This window comes from Mycobacterium sp. SMC-13, from assembly GCF_045311035.1.
Taxonomy (GTDB): Bacteria; Actinomycetota; Actinomycetes; order Mycobacteriales; family Mycobacteriaceae; genus Mycobacterium.
This window is the reverse complement of sequence record NZ_JBJIAI010000013.1, coordinates 1-18,105: the sequence shown is the minus strand read 5'-3', so window position 1 is coordinate 18,105 and position 18,105 is coordinate 1. Positions and strand designations below refer to the sequence as shown.

At 63.1% G+C, this 18,105-nt stretch carries 16 protein-coding genes; 14 read left to right on the top strand and 2 right to left on the bottom strand.

Annotated features, from left to right (window positions below; genetic code table 11):
• Nucleotide 1: 1 nt before the first annotated feature.
• Complete coding sequence (gene purU / locus ACJH6I_RS19260) at nt 2–874, top strand: formyltetrahydrofolate deformylase (protein WP_318987302.1); 873 nt, start codon at nt 2–4, stop codon at nt 872–874.
• A gap of 19 nt (nt 875–893) precedes the next feature.
• On the opposite strand, the gene ACJH6I_RS19255 is transcribed toward purU, so the two are convergent.
• On the bottom strand, nt 894–3,155 hold the full coding sequence (locus ACJH6I_RS19255; RefSeq protein ID WP_318987301.1) for a LuxR C-terminal-related transcriptional regulator: 2,262 nt from the start codon (nt 3,153–3,155) through the stop codon (nt 894–896).
• Nucleotides 3,156–3,183: 28 nt separating this feature from the next.
• Between ACJH6I_RS19255 and ACJH6I_RS19250 the strand changes: the two genes are divergently transcribed.
• The 6 genes from ACJH6I_RS19250 to ACJH6I_RS19225 all read left to right on the top strand — a co-directional run bounded on the left by ACJH6I_RS19250 (nt 3,184) and on the right by ACJH6I_RS19225 (nt 9,168).
• Nucleotides 3,184–4,473, top strand: coding sequence for an alcohol dehydrogenase catalytic domain-containing protein (locus tag ACJH6I_RS19250; RefSeq protein ID WP_133058768.1), 1,290 nt, complete (start codon nt 3,184–3,186; stop codon nt 4,471–4,473).
• 168 nt (nt 4,474–4,641) lie between these two features.
• Nucleotides 4,642–5,403 carry an SDR family NAD(P)-dependent oxidoreductase gene (locus tag ACJH6I_RS19245; RefSeq protein WP_318987300.1) on the top strand — a complete coding sequence of 254 codons (762 nt, stop codon included), beginning with the start codon at nt 4,642–4,644 and terminating at the stop codon, nt 5,401–5,403.
• Nucleotides 5,404–5,462: 59 nt separating this feature from the next.
• On the top strand, nt 5,463–6,818 hold the full coding sequence (locus ACJH6I_RS19240) for an aminomethyltransferase family protein (RefSeq protein WP_133062586.1): 1,356 nt from the start codon (nt 5,463–5,465) through the stop codon (nt 6,816–6,818).
• A 72-nt stretch (nt 6,819–6,890) separates the two neighbouring features.
• The gene (locus ACJH6I_RS19235) at nt 6,891–7,784 is read left to right on the top strand and encodes a bifunctional methylenetetrahydrofolate dehydrogenase/methenyltetrahydrofolate cyclohydrolase (protein ID WP_055119106.1); all 894 of its coding nucleotides are present in this window, start codon (nt 6,891–6,893) and stop codon (nt 7,782–7,784) included.
• Nucleotides 7,781–8,536 carry a 3-oxoacid CoA-transferase subunit A gene (locus ACJH6I_RS19230; protein ID WP_055119103.1) on the top strand — a complete coding sequence of 252 codons (756 nt, stop codon included), beginning with the start codon at nt 7,781–7,783 and terminating at the stop codon, nt 8,534–8,536. The genes ACJH6I_RS19235 and ACJH6I_RS19230 overlap by 4 nt, the downstream gene beginning before the upstream one ends.
• Nucleotides 8,533–9,168: a 3-oxoacid CoA-transferase subunit B gene (locus ACJH6I_RS19225; protein WP_055119101.1), complete on the top strand. Its 636-nt coding sequence runs from the start codon at nt 8,533–8,535 to the stop codon at nt 9,166–9,168. The genes ACJH6I_RS19230 and ACJH6I_RS19225 overlap by 4 nt, the downstream gene beginning before the upstream one ends.
• A 411-nt stretch (nt 9,169–9,579) precedes the next feature.
• On the opposite strand, the gene ACJH6I_RS19220 is transcribed toward ACJH6I_RS19225, so the two are convergent.
• Nucleotides 9,580–10,365 (bottom strand): DUF6602 domain-containing protein, encoded by a 786-nt coding sequence (locus ACJH6I_RS19220; protein WP_079630835.1) that lies wholly within the window; start codon nt 10,363–10,365, stop codon nt 9,580–9,582.
• A 406-nt stretch (nt 10,366–10,771) separates the two neighbouring features.
• Between ACJH6I_RS19220 and ACJH6I_RS19215 the strand changes: the two genes are divergently transcribed.
• The 7 genes from ACJH6I_RS19215 to ACJH6I_RS19185 all read left to right on the top strand — a co-directional run bounded on the left by ACJH6I_RS19215 (nt 10,772) and on the right by ACJH6I_RS19185 (nt 18,034).
• The gene (locus ACJH6I_RS19215; RefSeq protein WP_079630836.1) at nt 10,772–11,851 is read left to right on the top strand and encodes a nucleotidyltransferase; all 1,080 of its coding nucleotides are present in this window, start codon (nt 10,772–10,774) and stop codon (nt 11,849–11,851) included.
• A gap of 9 nt (nt 11,852–11,860) precedes the next feature.
• Nucleotides 11,861–13,438 (top strand): ThiF family adenylyltransferase, encoded by a 1,578-nt coding sequence (locus ACJH6I_RS19210; RefSeq protein WP_079630837.1) that lies wholly within the window; start codon nt 11,861–11,863, stop codon nt 13,436–13,438.
• On the top strand, nt 13,435–13,980 hold the full coding sequence (locus ACJH6I_RS19205; protein WP_079630838.1) for a Mov34/MPN/PAD-1 family protein: 546 nt from the start codon (nt 13,435–13,437) through the stop codon (nt 13,978–13,980). The genes ACJH6I_RS19210 and ACJH6I_RS19205 overlap by 4 nt, the downstream gene beginning before the upstream one ends.
• Complete coding sequence (locus ACJH6I_RS19200; RefSeq protein ID WP_207554471.1) at nt 13,977–14,528, top strand: hypothetical protein; 552 nt, start codon at nt 13,977–13,979, stop codon at nt 14,526–14,528. Before ACJH6I_RS19205 ends, ACJH6I_RS19200 begins: the two co-directional genes overlap by 4 nt.
• Complete coding sequence (locus ACJH6I_RS19195) at nt 14,488–15,420, top strand: SAVED domain-containing protein (RefSeq protein WP_207554472.1); 933 nt, start codon at nt 14,488–14,490, stop codon at nt 15,418–15,420. Before ACJH6I_RS19200 ends, ACJH6I_RS19195 begins: the two co-directional genes overlap by 41 nt.
• A 227-nt stretch (nt 15,421–15,647) precedes the next feature.
• Nucleotides 15,648–16,049, top strand: coding sequence for a hypothetical protein (locus tag ACJH6I_RS19190; RefSeq protein WP_079630839.1), 402 nt, complete (start codon nt 15,648–15,650; stop codon nt 16,047–16,049).
• Nucleotides 16,050–16,207: 158 nt separating this feature from the next.
• The gene (locus ACJH6I_RS19185) at nt 16,208–18,034 is read left to right on the top strand and encodes a hypothetical protein (protein ID WP_406784407.1); all 1,827 of its coding nucleotides are present in this window, start codon (nt 16,208–16,210) and stop codon (nt 18,032–18,034) included.
• Nucleotides 18,035–18,105: the final 71 nt, after the last annotated feature.

Genomic DNA, 18,105 nt, shown 5'->3' with positions numbered 1-18,105 from the left:
CATGGCACCGACAACACGCCTGCGCGACCACGCCTGCCTCATCGTGCACGGACCTGACCAAGCCGGGCTCGTCGCTGCAGTCACGGCGCTCATCACCCGCAACAAGGGCAACATCGTCTCACTCGATCAGTACTCATCAGACCCGGAAGGCGGCGACTTCTTCCAGCGGGTGGTATTCCATCGCAGCGATCTGCAAGCAGCGATCGCGGACATCGAATCCGACCTGGCGACCAGCCTCGAACCCTACGGGATGAAGTGGCTGCTGACCGACCAGTCAAGGCCAAAGCGCATGGCAGTTCTCGCATCGAGGTCCGATCACTGCCTGCTCGACCTGCTGTGGCGTCACCGGCGCGGCGAGCTGCCGGTGACGGTTCCGATGGTGATCTCCAATCACACGGATGTGGCCAGCGATGTTCGCTCCTTCCGCATCCCCTTTTTCCATGTGCCCTCACAAGGGCCGGACAAGTCAGAAGCCGAGGCAAGGATCATGGAGCTGGTCGCGGGCAACGTCGACTTCATCGTGCTTGCGCGATACATGCAGATCATCAGCGAGGATTTTCTCGATACGGTCGGCGTGCCGGTGATCAACATCCATCACTCGTTCCTGCCGGCCTTCATCGGCGCTGCGCCGTATCGGAAGGCGCACGAACGCGGCGTTAAGCTCATCGGTGCAACCAGCCACTACGTCACCAAGGATCTCGACGAAGGCCCGATCATCGAACAGGACGTGACGCGTGTGGACCACGCGATGACCGTCGCGGACCTGCAGGCGCGAGGGGCCTACGTTGAGCGAGCCGTCCTGTCCCGGGCCGTGCAGTGGCACGCCGAGGATCGAGTCATCCGGCACGGTAATCACACGATCGTGTTCGCGTGAGCGGACAACGCCGCGAACCTCACCCTTTCCGTCCGGCGACGCTATCGACATTCTTAGTCACCCACACCGCGATCTGACTGCGCGACCGGAACCCGAGCTTGGCCAATATGCGCTGCACGTGTCCTTCGACCGTGCGCCGTGAGAGCACGAGCCGTGCCGCGATGGCAGGATTGCCCAGGCCTTCAGCGATGAGCACGGCGATCTCGGTCTCCCGCGCGCTGAGAGCATCGCAGGCATCGGTGCGATCCGGCATGGATGACATTGGGGCGTCCCTCGCAGTGAGTCGGGTTAACACCTCGCCGAGTTGGCGGCCGTCAGGCAGCGCAGCGGGGTGCGATAGCCATCCGCTGTTACCACTGAACCCTGTCAGGGCATCCGGCCGTAACGGCGTTGCTTGCGGGACGAACTCATTGAGGCTGGTGAGGTCAGCGCCCTGGCTGGCCTCAGTGCGGATGGAGGCGAGCAGCTGCACACAGAGGCCAAGCCCGACGCGATCACCGAATCGCGCCATCACATCGAGCGCTGCTCGCACCCGCTCGCCGGCCGCGGTGCTGTCACAGTCGCGGTCCTCGATGATCGCCAGGAGGCACCACAGGTAGGCACGCCCCCACACGTCGCCAATTCGGTCGCAGTAGGCCACCCCGTCGGTCACCGTCTGCAGCGCTGCGTCCTGCTTGTTCAAGACGATTTGACAGGCGGCAAGATGCCAGTATTTTTCGCCGACATGGTCGCGCACCTCCGCCTCTAGGACGGCATCCAGGGCTGCTGACAGTTTCGGTTCTGCCTCCTCGACGCGGCCATCGGCGACGTCGACCAGCGCCGCGACGAATACGCCGAAGAGCTCGTCCGCGTACTCGGCGATCCCGGGTTCGAACTCGGCGTCGATTGCCTTGAGTCGTGCGCGGGCACCGTCAAGGTCGCCTTCGTGGTACGCGATGTAGGCGTCGGTCTGTATCGCGCGCAGGGTGACCACGTCCTTCAGATCGACGAGGGACAACGCGCTGTGCAACCAGTCCCGAGCGCGCGGCCATGGGTCCACCGGATGCAGCTGCCAGTAGTAGCGCAACGCGCTGATGATCTCGAGGGCTTCGTGGGCGGAGCCCTGCTCCGCGGCCATGGCGCCGAGCATTCGGGTGATGTCCGCGGCATGACGATTGAGAAATTGGACCGCTGACAGCTGTTCGCCGGAGAACCAGACCGCCGCGCAGTGTCGAAGCCGCGCGATCAACACCTGGCGAATGTGCTGCTCCTCATGGCTTCGTTCCTCGCTCGGCCAGACCTCGATCAACCTCGCGCGGTAGTGCAGCGGGACGCGCAGGCGACGTTCCCCGTCGACATTCTCAGACCGAACGAGTGAGGCGCCCACGAGTTCGGCGACCGGAAGGGCCAGCGTCGCCAAGCTCCCGGCCGAGAACAGTTCTGCGGCGAAACGCACGTCGCAGCCCGACTCGAGCAGGGACAGTCGCTGCATGAACGCCCGAGCGTCGGGCGACACCCGAGCAATCGCTGCATCCAACACCACGGCGGAGGCCTGTGCACTGGACCCGTAGGGCAGAAACGAGTCCAGAACAGTCGGCCGCTCGGTGACCGCCACGGCTGCTTCGTGCAGTCCCAGGACGGTCACTGCGCGTGCGGCTGCCTCGATGAAACGGGGCAGCCCATCGGTCGACCGGCACACAGCCAGGAAATCCTCGATCGCCGCGTCAGTCACGGTGAAATCCGGATCGGCATCCAGAACCCTCTGGACAAGAAGGTCTTCAGTTTCGGTGCTGCCCGGGGCCCCGGCGGTCTGTGCCAGCGGGCTCGCCGCCGGAACGGCGAGTGGAGGAAGGGGGTAGGGCATCTCGCCGCGGATGCCCGTCCGTTCACACGACGTGACAACGATGTGCGTCTCGGTGGTGCGCTCCAGGAGCTGCTCGATGACGGTCGCGGTGGCCTGGGGGTTCTCGATACCGTCGAGGATGAGTAGGAACGGCTTATCACCCAGCGACCGTGCGATGTCCCCGGCCGTCGCACCTCTGGCCCCTACGGTCTCGGCGATCAATTCGATGAGATCGCGCGGTGTGGCGCACTTGGCAGCCACGCGTGCCGTCGACTCGCCGTAAGACCGCCGGAGAATTTCGGCGAGGCGCGCGGCCGTTCGTGACTTTCCCACTCCGGCCTGGCCGGTGATGGTCACCAGCCTACGCGTTGCCACGAGGGTCCGCAGTTCGCCCAATTCTGCTGCACGACCGACAAATTCGGTCAGTTGGCTGACGGGCAGCCCCCGATGAGTGCTCATGTAAATCCTTGCCCGGCGCTCGCCGTTGATGCGCCTATTCGTCCAGGTCACATTAGGCCAGAGCGTCGAACTCGTCCCTAGGGTGCAATCACCTGATGTCGTACGCGATGCTCGGCGAATCCATCGTCTTTTGCATTCTGCGACCCGACCATGGGTCCACAGGCGGACGCATGGCAAGGAGGCCAGCGTCAGGAGACGAAGGTGTCGGATGAGAGCAGCTGTTGCACGTGGAAGCGGAGCGCCGATCGAGATCGAGGAAGTTGAACTCGATCCGCCGCATTGGGGCGAAGTAGTAGTTCGGGTCGAGGTCACCGCTGTATGCCGGACCGACCAATTGTTCATGGACGACCCTGTGAGCCCGGACCGGCGGCTTATACCCGGACACAGCGCGTGCGGGATCGTGGAGCAAGTGGGACCAGGGGTCACAAAGACTCAGGTCGGTGACCGAGTCGTTGTGGCGGGCACCATGGAATGTGGCAAGTGCTATCCATGCCAGCACGGTTCGCCGTCGCAATGCGAACGGCTCTGGATCGAAGTCCCGACGCCGCCGGTCGTCGGACGCACATCCTCAGGTGTGGCCGTGGCAGGCTTCGGTGGCGCAGGAACGTTCGCCGAGTACATGAAGTACCGCGAGCATTGTTTTGCCGTGGTCGACAGCACGTTGGACGCCAGGCAACTTGCCCTGCTGGGCTGTGGAGGTTTATCGGGCGTCGGCGCGGTATGGGAAGTCGGGCGCCTCAAGGCGGGCGACAGCGTGGCGGTGGTGGGCTGCGGACACCTCGGACTTTGGATGATCCAGGCGGCCAAAGCTGCAGGGGCATCCCGGATAATCGCGGTGGACCCGCTTCAAGAACGTCGCGCGTTCGCCACGATGGTCGGGGCCACAGACGTGGTCGCACCAGAGGACGCCGACGAAGTGGTCAAAGGCGTCACAGCTGGACGGGGTGCTGATCTCGCTCTCGAGGCGACCGGGGAGGCAGGCGGCGACGAACAGGCGTTCGCGCTGTGCCGCAACGGCGGAACCGTCGTGGCCACCAGTATGGTCGCGCCGTTGGACTCGGCCATGTCGCACTTCCCGACAAATGCTGTGTCGATGTTCGGCCGGGTCATCGTGGGTTCTCAGAGCGGCGGTGGATTCCTCAACCGCGACGTACAGCGCGTCGCGAGTGCGATCGAAGCCGGCTTGCTCGATGTCGACATCATGCTCTCCCGCGCATACACATTGGACGAAGCGGGCGAAGCAATGAGGGCGGCAGTGAACCGTGAGCTGATCACCGGTGTCATCGACATGCGCGGCGCCGACGGGGTGACCCCATGAACACTCGCGCGGGCCAAGTGCGTGCGTTATCGGGTGTGTTCACGCTGTCCTGCGCCGCAGTGCCGCAGCACCCTCGACGGGCACGCATCGGAGCGCGCCGGCCGCACATCGTCACGGTGACAGCAACCCGGACGTGCTCACCGAACACGACCCAGGGATCGGGACAACATGGCCATTGACAGCCTCGAAGGGCGCACCGCGATCGTCACGGGAGGTGCCCGCGGTATCGGCGCAGCACATTGCCGTGCGCTTGCGCGGTGCGGCGCTAACGTCGTGATCGCAGACATACTCGAAGATGAAGGTGAGGCCCTGGCGGCCGCCATCGGTGAGCAAGCGCGGTTCGCCTGGTTGGACGTGACTGACCGGTCGCAGTGGTCAGAGTGCGTTGAGGGCGCGGTCGCATTCGGCGGCACCCTCGACATCCTGGTCAACAACGCGGGTATCAACCTGCCGGTTGCGATCGAGGAGATGGCGCCGGCGACCTGGGACCGCGTCCTCAGTGTGAATCTGACCGGTCACTTCAACGGAATCCAGGCTGTGGTGCCCGCAATGCGGCACGCAGGTGGCGGATCGATCGTGAATACGGCGTCAATCACCGCTGTGGTCCCACCCAGCCTTCTCGCCCCCTACGTCGCGTCGAAGATGGCGATCCTCGGTCTGACCCGAGTCGCCGCTCTCGAACTTGGGCGGCACGGCATCCGGGTGAACGCGTTGCAGCCGGGTTACACCGACACAGCCATGATGACCGGCGGTGATGAGGCTGGCATTACGGCATCCATGCCGATACGTCGTTACGGGCGCCCCGAAGAGGTTGCAGACATGATGATCTACCTCGTCTCGCGTGCTACCTACACCACCGGCAGCGTCCTGCCCGTCGACGGCGGCGCGGTCGCCGGCGTCGGCTACGCGGTCGCCGACTCGGCCGACTGAACCACACCAATACCCGCACAGGCTTGTGGGCCTGCGCACGACCAGAAACGGACAATGACGTGACCGCTCAAGAAACTATCGCTGAGGGTGCATTCACTCTGGCTCCAGGGCTAGGCGGAATCCCGCTCGAGTTCCTCGGCTACGAGCAGGAGGCCCTAGCCTCCAAGCAGACCGCATGCCTAGGCACCGGACTCAACGGAATGTCGCCGGTATACGACATAGCCGGGCCTGATGCGCTGGAATTCCTGCGATCGGTATGCATCAACTCCTTCAAGAACTTCCACGTCGGCCAGATCCGCCACGCCGTGCTCTGTAATCACAAGGGTCAGGTCCTGACCGAAGGCGTCGCCGCGCGGATCGACGACGACGTGTATCGCACGTACTGGCTCGCCCCTGTTCTGGCATACCGACTGATCAACTCGGGGATGGACGTGACCGGCGTCGACCAATCCTTCAACGAATTCTTCCTCCAGCTGGCGGGTCCGCGATCGCTTGAAGTGCTCGAGGCGGCGGCCGGAGAGGATCTACACGACATCGGCTTCGGCAGGCACCGCATGTCCCGCATCGCCGATGTCCCCGTGCGCATCCTGCGCCTTGGCATGGCAGGAGGTCTGGGATACGAGGTGCACGGCGCGACTGCCGATACCGAGACGGTTTACCGGGCAATTTGGGACGCAGGGCAGCGGTTCGGTCTTGTCAAGCAGGGACAGACCGCGTATCTCATGCAGCACACCGAAGCTGGCTTTCCGAATATCAACTTGCACTACCCGCTGCCCTGGTACGAGGAGCCCGATATGGCCGCGTACTTCGACACCCAACCGACGCAGAACTTCTACAACAAGTTTCGCCACCTGTTCGGCAGCGTCGGTCCCGATATCGAGGCACGGTTCGTGACTCCGTACCAGATCGGGCTCGGCAAGATGGTCGACTTCGGCCACGACTTCATCGGCAAAGAGGCGCTGCAGCGCGAAGCCGAAGAAGATCGCTGGGCGACGGTCACATTGGTATGGAACGAGCAGGACATCGCCGATGTCGTGGCCTCGAAATTCCGCGGCCGTGGCGTCGAACCCTACGACCGGATCGACGACCGGCCCTACGACATCTACTTCAATCTGGGCGGCCCGGGCTTTGGATACCACGCCGATTGGGTGCTCGCGGACGGCGAACAGATCGGGACGTCAACGGGGCGCATCAACAGCGTCTATTACCGGCGCATGATCTCGCTTGGGTTCATCGACAAGCGGCACGCAGCCGAGGGCTCCGAGCTGACTGTGTTGTGGGGTCGTCCCGGCACGCCGCAGAAGCGGATCCGGGTAACGGTGGGCCGTTACCCCTACTTCGATCTCGTCAACAACCGCGCCGTCGACGTCGAGCAGATCCCACGTCCTGCCCTAGGCGCGGCCATTGGCGGGTGACATCGCCGGCCTGCGACGGCTTCGTATCGCGGACCGAGTCCAACAGGAACTATTCGAAGGGATGTATACCGCATCGTGGCGGAACATTTGGACGGCATCGCGACAGCCGCGACCATCAAGTGCGAGTTGCGGCAACGCGTCGAACGATTGCAGGCAGACGGTCGCGCCCCCGGGCTCGGCACCCTGCTAGTCGGACAGGACCCGGGGTCTGTCTCCTACGTGACCGGTAAACACCGAGACTGTGCGGAGGTCGGCATCGCCTCCATCCGCAAGGAATTGCCGGCTGAGGCGTCAGGCGCCGATATAGCACGGGCGGTCGCAGAGTTGAACTCCGATGACGACGTGACTGGATACATCACGCAGCTTCCGCTCCCCGCCGGTATCGACGAGAACGCAGTGCTGGAGTCGATCGACCCCGGCAAAGATGCCGACGGTCTACACCCCGCCAATCTCGGCCGGTTGGTGCTCACGACAGGGGGACGCCTGTTGTCCCCGCTGCCGTGCACACCGGCCGGAATCGTTGAACTGCTGCTGCGCCACAACGTGCCGATCAGCGGACGACGGGTCACCGTGATCGGACGCGGTGTCACCGTCGGGCGGCCGCTCGGACTGTTGCTCACGCGCAGAGGCCTCGATGCCACGGTGACGCTCACCCACTCGCGCACCGTCGATCTGCCGGGCGAGATTCGGCGCGCGGACATCGTGGTCGCCGCGCTCGGTGCGCCTCACTTCGTCAAACCGGAATGGGTGAAGCCGGGAGCAGCAGTACTCGATGTCGGTGTCACACGCGTAGGCACCACTACCTCAGGAAAGGCCAAGCTCGCTGGCGACGTCCATCCGGACGTCGAAAGCGTCGCCGGCTGGCTGTCGCCGAACCCCGGCGGTGTGGGTCCGATGACACGGGCCATGCTCCTGTCCAACATCGTGACGCTGGCAGAACAGTCGGTCACACGGGGTGACGCGTGATCAACAAGACAGTTCCGACCGCCCACGATGCGGTCGCCGACGTCGCCGACGGTGCGACGGTAATGATCGGCGGATTCGGTCGCGCCGGACAGCCCATCGAATTGATCGACGCACTCATCGCGCACGGCGCCCGGGACCTGACCGTCGTGTCGAACAACGCGGGCAACGGCAATACCGGGCTCGCGGCGCTACTCGCCGAAGGCCGAGTGCGCAAAATGATCTGCTCATTCCCACGTCAGCACGACTCGTGGGTGTTCGACGGACTCTACCGTGCGGGTCGGATACAACTGGAACTCGTCCCACAGGGAAACCTCGCCGAACGGATTCGTGCCGCCGGGGCAGGAATCGGCGCGTTCTTCTCTCCAACAGGTGTGGGCACGCAACTGGCCGAGGGCCGCGAAACGCGTACGATCGCCGGCCGTGACTATGTGCTCGAGTACCCGATAACCGCGGATGTCGCCCTGATCTCCGCTCGCCTGGCAGACCGGTGGGGCAATCTCGTCTTCCGCGCGACCGCACGCAACTTCGGACCGATCATGGCGACCGCCGCGACAACGACAGTCGCGCAGGTTGACCAGATCGTGCCACTCGGAGCGATCGATCCCGAAGTCGTTGTCACACCAGGAGTTTTCGTAGATAGGGTCGTCGCGATCGGCGAACGTCCATGGCTCGTCGACGGAATGTTCGTTGGCGGCGTGGATGTCGACGGGCGACCGCTCGCAGACCGCGCGGAGGGCGGGGCCTACACATGAGCACCCGCATATCCCGCCATGACCTCGCCCAGCGAATCGCAGCCGACATACCGGAGGGGGCGGTCGTCAATCTCGGGATCGGCGCGCCGACTGCGGTGGCGAACTATCTGCCGGAGGACCTGGAAATCATCCTGCATACGGAGAACGGAATGCTGGGTATGGGTGCAGCACCTGATCGAGCGCAGGTCGACCCCGACCTGATCAACGCAGGCAAGCAGCCAGTCACCGCCGTCGCCGGTGCCGCCTACTTCCACCACGGAGACTCGTTTGCGATGATGCGTGGCGGACACCTCGACGTGTGCGTGCTCGGAGCATTCCAAGTGTCGCAATTTGGCGACCTCGCGAACTGGTCCACCGGGGAGCCCGGAGCCATCCCGGCGGTCGGCGGTGCGATGGACCTCGCGATCGGCGCAAAGTCCGTCTACGTCATGACCGACCTGCTGACCAAGAACGGGAAGTCCAAGCTCGTCGCAGAGTGCACATATCCGCTCACGGGTGTCAGGTGTGTCGACCGCGTCTACACCGACCACGCGATCTTCGACGTCACACGCACCGGTTTTGCGGTGCGCGAGACTTTCGGCGACAACACGGTGGCGACTCTGTCGGCTCTTACTGGACTCGACTTTCGGTGATGATGGTCGGCCGACCATAACCTTTAGCAAGGCTAGGCATTCTCGCGGCTTTTCTGTTTTACTGTTGCATTACGAAATGTCGAATTCGACATCATTCGACATTTCGTAGTGCAATTCGACACGGAGAATTGCAACGGACAACGACTCATGTCGCTTCTCAAACTGCGTGGCAAACCGCGACTTCCCTACCTGGTGTTTTCTGGGCTTCTCATCGAGTTGGCAACCAGGTTTTTCTCATCCAGCTGGCAAAAGCCGTAACGGTACGGTTGTCCAGATGCCCACTGACGCTCCCCTAGCCATAGAGACGGCACTTCGATCCTCAAATACGTTGTTGTTGAGGAGTTTTGAACCTTGCAGTGATATTTCCACGCGCCACCGGCAGCCACTACCGCGCCGACACTGACCTCGGCATCAATGGCTTTTTGCTGATTGCTGGGCCGATTCGATGTAGGCGGTATAGTCCATCGCCGGCACGGTGGCCATCTCCCGAAGGCGACTCAAGAGCCGGAGGGTGAAAAAGATGAGGCTTGTGGTCGGATCCCTGCTGACCCAGAGCTCTCCTCCGTCGGTAGGATCGGGCGCTTCAAATGTTCCTGCACGCAGAGCACATCCAAAGTCGAGGGCCTCTTCCGGGCCACGTGTGTTTAGTGCAGCACGCAAGGGGTCTCCCAGCGGCGGACTCCAGTCGCTGTCGAGCGCGAGCAAGCCGCCAATGATTCGTTTGGGTTCCTGAGCGGCGGCCGCGCCAGTGGCGGTGTCGAACCCAACAGACGTTCGACGCAGACGGCGAACCGAGGCGATCTTGTCTCCAGCGTATTCAACATGGGATTTGTTGAGAGTCTGTTTAATTTCAAAGACGGCGTACACGCTCTCGGCCGGTATGAAGTGGGCACCACCGACCTCGAACAGTAGCGGCGAGTAGTGCCGGTCGTGTACGACGATGTCGAGCTGGTGGCTCATGGCACCGTCGACGTCGATAACGAACGCCTTGGCAACACCGTATCGCCGCGGCAGAAAGTCGGCGAGCATGCCGCGCCAATCTAGTTCCGTTGCGTCGCCGAGGGTTCCGGGATGCGCGAGCACGGTGCGGCCAAACCCCAGATCGCTTTCTAGCTGCTGCTGGCGTGCGCGAAATGCTTCTGCGAGGTCGAACCGGTTCTGCGGAGTCGGTTCTGGTGGATCATTGTCATCAGTCACAGTGGACGGGCTCCTTTGCCGAAGTCGTCTGGTTCGTGCGGACTGTAGGTCGGGAAGACTGGCCGCGGCCGGGCAGGGTCAAACCACATCATATTGCCGGAGCGTCGGACGCCATTGGGGCTCAGTCGCCGGATTGAAGCGGACTCCGATCGACGTTGGGCCGGCACCACGCCGATCACCAAATATTGACGCACACATCAGAGATGTCGGACCCCGGCGCTAGAATCCGCATTCGAATGTCGTCGCGCATGGGGCAGGCCGCTCAGCCTGAACCCCATTCCCCGTACAGCCATCACGGTGTCGGCTCGCACAGCATTGGGGGTTTCCACGTGGCACACCGCAATGCCTGTTCGCGACACCAAAAGCCCTGCTATTGGACCCGATTCGACAAACTTGAAGGAGCCCGATGGAGACACTCGACGGCGAGTTCGCCAAAGCGGTACGCAACGTCAGCATCCACGGCGACAAGCGCGACCGCGCTATCGCCGCACATACCGAGGTGCGCAACCTCCTTGAAGCCGACGCCGAGCTGAAAAACTGGGGCATCGACACCCGGCTCATCGGCTCCTACGCGCGCCTGACCGCCCGGTATCCCGGCAAAGACGTCGACGTCTTCTTGCGCTTCACCGAGCTATCGGTGCGCCACAGCCCCGAGAAAATCTACAACGCCGTTGAGCGCGTTCTCGTCGACGAATACGGCGTGAAGGGCGAAGATCCGGGTGGGCGCATCACCCGCCAGGCACGGTCGCTGAAAATTGACTTCCCCGAACCTGAAGGCCATTTCAGCGACGACGCGTTCGCCATCGACGCTGTGCCTGCTGTGCCCTGGGGGGACCACTGGGCCATCCCCAACCGTGACCGCGACCAGTGGAACAACGATGAGGGTCGCTGGATCAAGACCAATCCGGTGCAGTTCGCCGATGACACGAATGCCCTGGCCACTGCATCATGGAGTCCGACGGTCGACGGGGACAACGCCTACCGGCACGTCGTGCGGCTGCTCCGGCAAGTCCGCCACTTTCACCTCGCGGGGCAGCGCCCCGGCGGCCTGTTCGTCGAAATCGCCGCGTACTACGTGTGGAATGAACAGCTTGTCACCGGAACGACGCACGCGCAGCTGCTTGCCACGACCATGGAACACGTAGGTGCCAGGTTGATCGACAGCGCTGAGGACGGCCTGCTCGATCCGGTGCTCGGCACTCCTCTGAAGCCCGCGCTGGATCCGTGGCAGTGGACGTCGGCGGGACAGACCTTCGAGCAGCTGGCCGTCCAGGCCCGAGAGGCTCTGGATTCAGAACGATGCCGTGCTGCCAAGCTGTGGCGCGACATCCTGGGCACGAACGACCGTGGGCATGTCCTCCCCCTGCCCGACGGCTGTGATGCGGCTGGGTTTCCGGTCGGGGCCGTCACCGCCGTCGACGCTCTGGGGAGTAATCGGCCGCGCGGCTTCGCCATGCCCACCTCGTCTCTGCAAACTTGCCGCTGAGCTGGGCTGTTGGACACCTACGACGACGCCGCATTCGACCGGTTCTGCTCGGGACTGGTCAACGCCGGATTCTCGACCGACGGCGACCACGACCAGCCGTGCTGGGCGGGGCCTATTCGTCCGAGCCTGCAGCCCCTCACCGACGCCACCAGAATGCGGATCCAGTTCTATCCGGGCTGGCCGTTTCGCTATGCCCATGTGGTTGTTCCAGGCCTGCGTACCGGCCACGCCTCACAAGGCACCATCTGCTTGTGGGCCGAAGACGATCCGGCCCAGATCGATGGCCGTGAACTACAAGGACTTTGGGACCGCCTCGATCAGTGGGCCACCGCAGCTCAAAACGGTTTCGCCCCTCAAGATCGAGCACTCGACGCGTACTTCCTATACGACCAGCTGAGCGCCTACCGAGCCGAGCTGCCCCTGCAAGAACTGATCACGGGTGGCACCACCGGATACACCGCCGCGGTGTTTGGCACCGTCCAGGGTCAAGCGCTGTTGATTGGAACGGGCAATCCTCCAGACCCCCGGACTGTCGGGAAACCTGTGCTCCATGGTGAGTTCTATCTGCGCGAGCACCTTGCTGAGCCACCGCGCACGTTCGACGACGTGCGGGCGGCACTGACGCGCCGCCAGCGCAGGAACCTCGAAGTTGGATTGTCAGCTAGATCCGATACCACGTTCCCGCGGCCCAGCAGCGGCCACGATTTCATCGTGCTGGCCTGGCCTCGCCACGACACTGACCACGATGCCGTCGTGGTCAGCATTGCCGGTGCCGGTGACACCCTGAGCACCGCGGCGCTGGCCGCCTCCCCCAGTGACGCGCCGGCTTTACGCAGGCGAGCAGGCCCCGATGCGGGCCTGCTCGCAACCAAAACGGTGCTGATCGCTGGTGCCGGATCTGTCGGAGGGCACGTAGCCCTGGCTGTGGCATCCAGCGGCGTAGGCACCATACATCTGTACGACGGTGACTTCCTCACCCGCACCAACGTTGTTCGGCACGTCAGCACACCCCAGTGCGTGGGATATCCCAAGACCTTCGGCGTGACGGCCACGATCGAGCAGCACGCCCCTTGGACCACGGTGACTCGCCATATTGAGTTGCCGTACGACCCGGTCGGGCTGCGGGCAGCTGTCACCGGGGTCGATCTCGTCATCGATTGCACGGGCGTCCTGCCGATGACCGCCGCGCTTGCTGAGACATGTTTGCGCCGCGGCGTACCGCTCGTCTCAGGGGCCCTGTTCCATCACGGCGCGTTGGCTCGGGTGCAGCGACAAGCCGATGGCGATACTCCGATCGCGGCGCGCCCCGCCGACTCACGTTACTTCTCGTTACCGCCCGATGCCGATGACGCAGACCCGGCACACGCGGGCTTTCTCGAACTCGGATGCACCGCTCCTGTGAATAATGCCCCGCCAATCGCGGTGCTCACTGCGGCTGCCGATACCGCTGCTGCCGCCGTCGATCAGCTGACCGGTCGGCGGCAACGGCCAGACGAACGCATCACGGTACTCAGTCCGATGACCCCACCTTTTCATCGCACTGGCACGTTGGATCCTTGTGACGCGATGCCCGTGGAGTCGGAGTGAACACGAGCACTCGACTGTGGATCACTGAGTCCGCCAACACCACCATGACAACCGCTGCGGCACAAGCACACCCGGACGAAACGGGCGGCATCCTGATCGGTGTCTACGTTGACGGGCACCCATGGGTGATTAACGCCATCGAAATCCCCACCACAGACCGGGGACGATCCCACTACCGGATCCCCGCCGGCACCGACCACCCCGCCGTGCTCAAGGCACGCACCTCCGATCACCGACTCGGATACCTCGGCGACTGGCACAGCCACCCACACGATGTCAGCCCCAGCCGCACCGATCTAACGTCGCTGGCTCGGATCTCGATGAGGAGGCCCCTGCACCCCAACCCCACGCAGATCGTGGTCCGCAGAACCGATCACGGATACGTCCTCGATGCCCGACGCATCGTCACCCTGGTCCCCCGCGTCTGCACCGTCACGCTGACGGGCGGACTTCCCGGGCCGACACCGCGCACCGGTCACCGCGATCCAGCAGCAAACGACCCCCAGCCACCCACGACCGACCCTCCAGGAGCTTCTGAATGACCGGCAACGAATTGCCCAGCGCCACTGGCGTCCGCATCGCCGGGGATGAATACCAGTGGCTGCACGTCTGGCGGGCGTGCATGGAAGCGCTGCACCACGATCTGACAAAGAACACGAACAACCCCACAATCGCCATTGGCGTGGAAGAACCGGGGGTAGGCAACGGCGACGACGTTGTGCGCTACCGGCAGCGTCCTCCGCACGTGTACACGCAGGTCAAATATGCAGTCGACAATCGCACTTCAGTCGGGTTGCCCTATCTCCGCGACAAAGGCATTCTCAGAAAGTTCGCGGCCACGCACAAAGCCCTCACAGGAAACGGCGATCCTGTCGAAATGCGCCTCGCCACCAACCGCCCCCACGATCCCACAGATGTGCTCCTCCAGGATCGGGACGGGCGCGACAACAGACTGGTACCCCGTGCAGCGCAAGATGGGCCTAACTCAGTGCGCGGGAAAGGCGCGGAAAGAGTGGACAACTGCGGCAGACACCGGCGAGCCGAGCTTGATGGCCCTGCTCAACGACCTCCACTTCGATATCGCTCATGAACTCAAGAGCCTGTGCACCGATGTCGCCCTCTTGATGACCGCCAACGGCCTGCGATCCGACGACAATGCCATCGACCAGTGCACGAAATGGGTAGCCCAGCAAGTCATCGCCGGACACCGCCGATTCACGCTGACAGACATCAACGAAGCCGTCACAACTCTGGGTCTGCAGGCCGGCTCGCCATGGACCACCGTGTCGATCGCGACCATCATGCATGACGACTTCGCCGACCAAGCTGCCGTCAGCATCTACTGGGTAGACCGTATCGCCGGCGAAAAGCCCTCGCACCGCGTGGCCCCCGCACCGCCGCACACATGGGCTGATCTCGCCGCTGAGATCGCCACCGTGCCAGCACAACTCGGGAGTTCACATCGCATACTGACGACCGGGCACATGCGACAAGCAACGGGCTTCTTGCTCGGCGCTAAATTACTGCGGGTCCTCCGCTACGAGGTCGGCATCCGTCAAGGCGGCCAACTGTGGACCAGTGAAGTTGCCACAGAGTCGTTCGAACTCAACGTAACCGAACAACACGTCGGCCACGGTCCCGACATCGCGCTCATCGTCAACGTGGCCGCCAACGCGGCCAGCCAAGCGACCGAATGGATACTCCAGAACGCGATCCCCGTCGACACGATCCTGACCGCCACCCCAGCAATAGGATGGGGCCCCAGCGCCGTGACAACACCGGTGGCAGCCAACAGCCTCGCCGTCTCCATCCGCGATCTCGCACGCAACCACGCCAGCTCCGGGACTCTGCATCTGTTCCTCATCGGCCCGCTCGGCCTGGCGGTACTCATGGGACACCACTGGAACCGCGTCCCGACGACACTCGTTTACGAACATCTCGGCCCGCAAGGTTACGAGCATGCCTTCACCATCGACACATAGCGGTCCCTGTGACGGTTCACCGAACCATAGGCACGCGGTACTCGAACTGCGGACCGTCCGTGGGAGGACTCGAAGACATCGGTGCCAGGGCCGCTCGCTGATCGATACGACAGATTCCCCGGAACCAGCACGGCGCTGCATCGACGTTCCGGCGCCCAGCGAGGCTAAGGTACTTAAGGCCCGCTCAGAGTGCCTCCCGACCCGCCGAACGATCGAAAGGCGTACCAATGTCAGCTGCGCCGCAACCCACTCTGCGGTCGAAACTGATTGCCGCAGGCATCCTGCTTGGTGCTGCCGAAGCGTTCTTCATCAATAAGGTCAGTGCGGACAACCCCCATTGGTGGTGGTGGCTGCTTCTCGTTCTCGCTCTCATCGGGGCAATCGGTTGTGGCATCGCAGCGGTGATCAATCCCGGTGGATCAGACGCGGTACGTGGGGGCAACAACATCGCCGGCGACGGCGCGGACGGCAGCAAGGCTACACAGCAATCGGCCGGCGACAATGGGCAAAACATCTCAGTGCAGGCCGACAACGGATCGTTCGCAGCCAACGAGGTGGGCAACATCGGCCAGCTGAATTTCGGCGCACCTGTACAGCGGAGCGATCCGCAGGAGCGACAGGAGCCTTGACCGAATCCTCTCAGCCAGACTCCACCGCCGAGCCCCCACTCGTCCGCTCCGTTTCGGCTTCCGACCAGTCATTCGCCATCGGCTCCGTTGGAAACATCGAACAACTTAACCTCAGCGTCCACCAAAAGTTTGAGGTGAGCGGTCCCCACCCAGCGAGTGTGGCAGCCCTGGCCACGCACAACGCGGGCGCCATCACTGAAGCCGTGTTGCTTGGACCACTCGTGAGCACTGAAGCTCAGGGACTGCTCGACAGAGCCAAAGCCATTGCTGCTCAGGACCCTGCGGCCGCCCTAATTCTCTACCGCGACATACAGAGTCGGCTTGTAGCCGCCGGGCTGCCCGGGCATGCAGCAGAATTCGACCATACGATAGCGGCGCTATGTGTCGGAGCCGGAGAAGAGCACACGGCCATCCGCTTGCTGATGGACGCTCTATGGGCAGCCGAGAATGCCGACCGCTCACTGCACGCTCGCCGGGTGGTCGGCACGTTACGAGACCTTGCAGGCTTCGACCTGTTCACGCGCCCTGGGTCGCAATCGCCGCGCACTCCAGCTCTTGGCGCTGCATTCGAGATCGCCGACTTCGTGTCCGATCACCTCGAGGAAGTAGGCCCAACCAAGATCAAATTGCCTGATGCCGCAATGGCACTGGCAGATACTGTGGATCGCGCCCGCGTCATGCTCTTTGCCGCCGAACGCGCTCTCGGGAACGACGATCTCGCGTGGATAACGACGCACCGGGAACAGATCGAAGCGATTGCAAGCGAGATTGCACATACCCACGTCGACGTAGCTGTGCGCCTGCGACTAGCTGTCGCGGACGCAACAGGCAAGTGGCAGAACCTGGTCAGTTCGGCCAGATCGACTATGCCACAACACCTCAGAGCCTTAACCCTCGCGCGCCATGCCCGCCACCTGCTGCTTCAAGCCCGGCCCCTTGAGGCCGATGAGGCGTGGAGAGACGCCATCGTTGAGGCATGCCAGTCCGGACGCAATGCCGATGCCGCAGACTGGCTCTATAGTCAACGTTTCGTTTCGAACCGCTACCTTGGACCGGTCGAAGATAGATGGCATCCGTTGGCGCAGACCCTATCAGACAAGCCCACGCAGCCCCGAATTGTCAGCAACGCAACGGACGTGCGCGAAAGAGCTTTGGCGGCATTGCACTACGACAAGCAACGAAGCGCTGCAATCAGTTTGCGACGACAGCTTCTCGATGGAATCCGATCAGCATCCTTCTATGACGAACGTGAAGCACGTTGCTTGCTTGGGGAGATGTATCGGATTACAGACGAATTGCCGCTGGCGGCCTACTACTCCATCGGTGGAGGTGACTACGAGGAAGCGCGTAAGGTCGCTGTCGCCTTCGGGGACGTGTATCACGACGTCACGGAGTCGATGAAGAGCCCGTTATCCTGGGTTGCTGCTTGCGCTTTCGAGTTTGCCACCGAACAGGCCGATCTCATTCCGGACGGTCAACTCGATGTGGTGGTCGACTTGGCCCTCAGCGCAGTTGATGACGCCTTCTCAGGTGCACGGCTCGACTCCCCGGTTTTAAGTCCACAAATGTACCTATCGGCATACGAACTGATCGCGGCACTGGCGAAGCGCCTCACGGCCACCCATGCCCGAACGCTGCTTGACATGCTCGCTGACAAAGTTGAGGTCGAGCAGCATCGCTACAGGCGTACAGACGAAAGCCATGTTCAGATCGCGGCAGGTATCGCAACAGCTCAGGTCGGCGAACTCCAGGCCGTCGCACTCGATCAGCTCCTCGGCCTATTTGCGCGCGCGTCCCACGATTTCGGACCGTCAGCACGAAATGCGCTGATACGCAACCTCGACCAGACCCGAGAGCGACTGCAAGCGTTGGCCGCGGACGGCCACCGCGAAGCGGCAGCCCTACTCGGGTACTGCGATCCGGAATGCGTGTCACGGGAAGCAGCCGATGCCGCTTCGCAGCGCCTATGTGAACCAACGGAGTAATTGTCAATACCTGTGGATTGGTGTTTTTCAGGCGACCTCCGTTCCGGTCGGGGTGGCCGGGTTGTCGGCCG

Coding starts and splice junctions, on each gene's coding strand:
- purU (WP_318987302.1), top strand. CDS start 2: ATGGCACCGACAACACGCCTGCGCGACCACGCCTGCCTCATCGTGCAC.
- ACJH6I_RS19255 (WP_318987301.1), bottom strand. CDS start 3,155: ATGAGCACTCATCGGGGGCTGCCCGTCAGCCAACTGACCGAATTTGTC.
- ACJH6I_RS19250 (WP_133058768.1), top strand. CDS start 3,184: ATGCGCCTATTCGTCCAGGTCACATTAGGCCAGAGCGTCGAACTCGTC.
- ACJH6I_RS19245 (WP_318987300.1), top strand. CDS start 4,642: ATGGCCATTGACAGCCTCGAAGGGCGCACCGCGATCGTCACGGGAGGT.
- ACJH6I_RS19225 (WP_055119101.1), top strand. CDS start 8,533: ATGAGCACCCGCATATCCCGCCATGACCTCGCCCAGCGAATCGCAGCC.
- ACJH6I_RS19215 (WP_079630836.1), top strand. CDS start 10,772: ATGGAGACACTCGACGGCGAGTTCGCCAAAGCGGTACGCAACGTCAGC.
- ACJH6I_RS19200 (WP_207554471.1), top strand. CDS start 13,977: ATGACCGGCAACGAATTGCCCAGCGCCACTGGCGTCCGCATCGCCGGG.
- ACJH6I_RS19195 (WP_207554472.1), top strand. CDS start 14,488: ATGGCCCTGCTCAACGACCTCCACTTCGATATCGCTCATGAACTCAAG.
- ACJH6I_RS19190 (WP_079630839.1), top strand. CDS start 15,648: ATGTCAGCTGCGCCGCAACCCACTCTGCGGTCGAAACTGATTGCCGCA.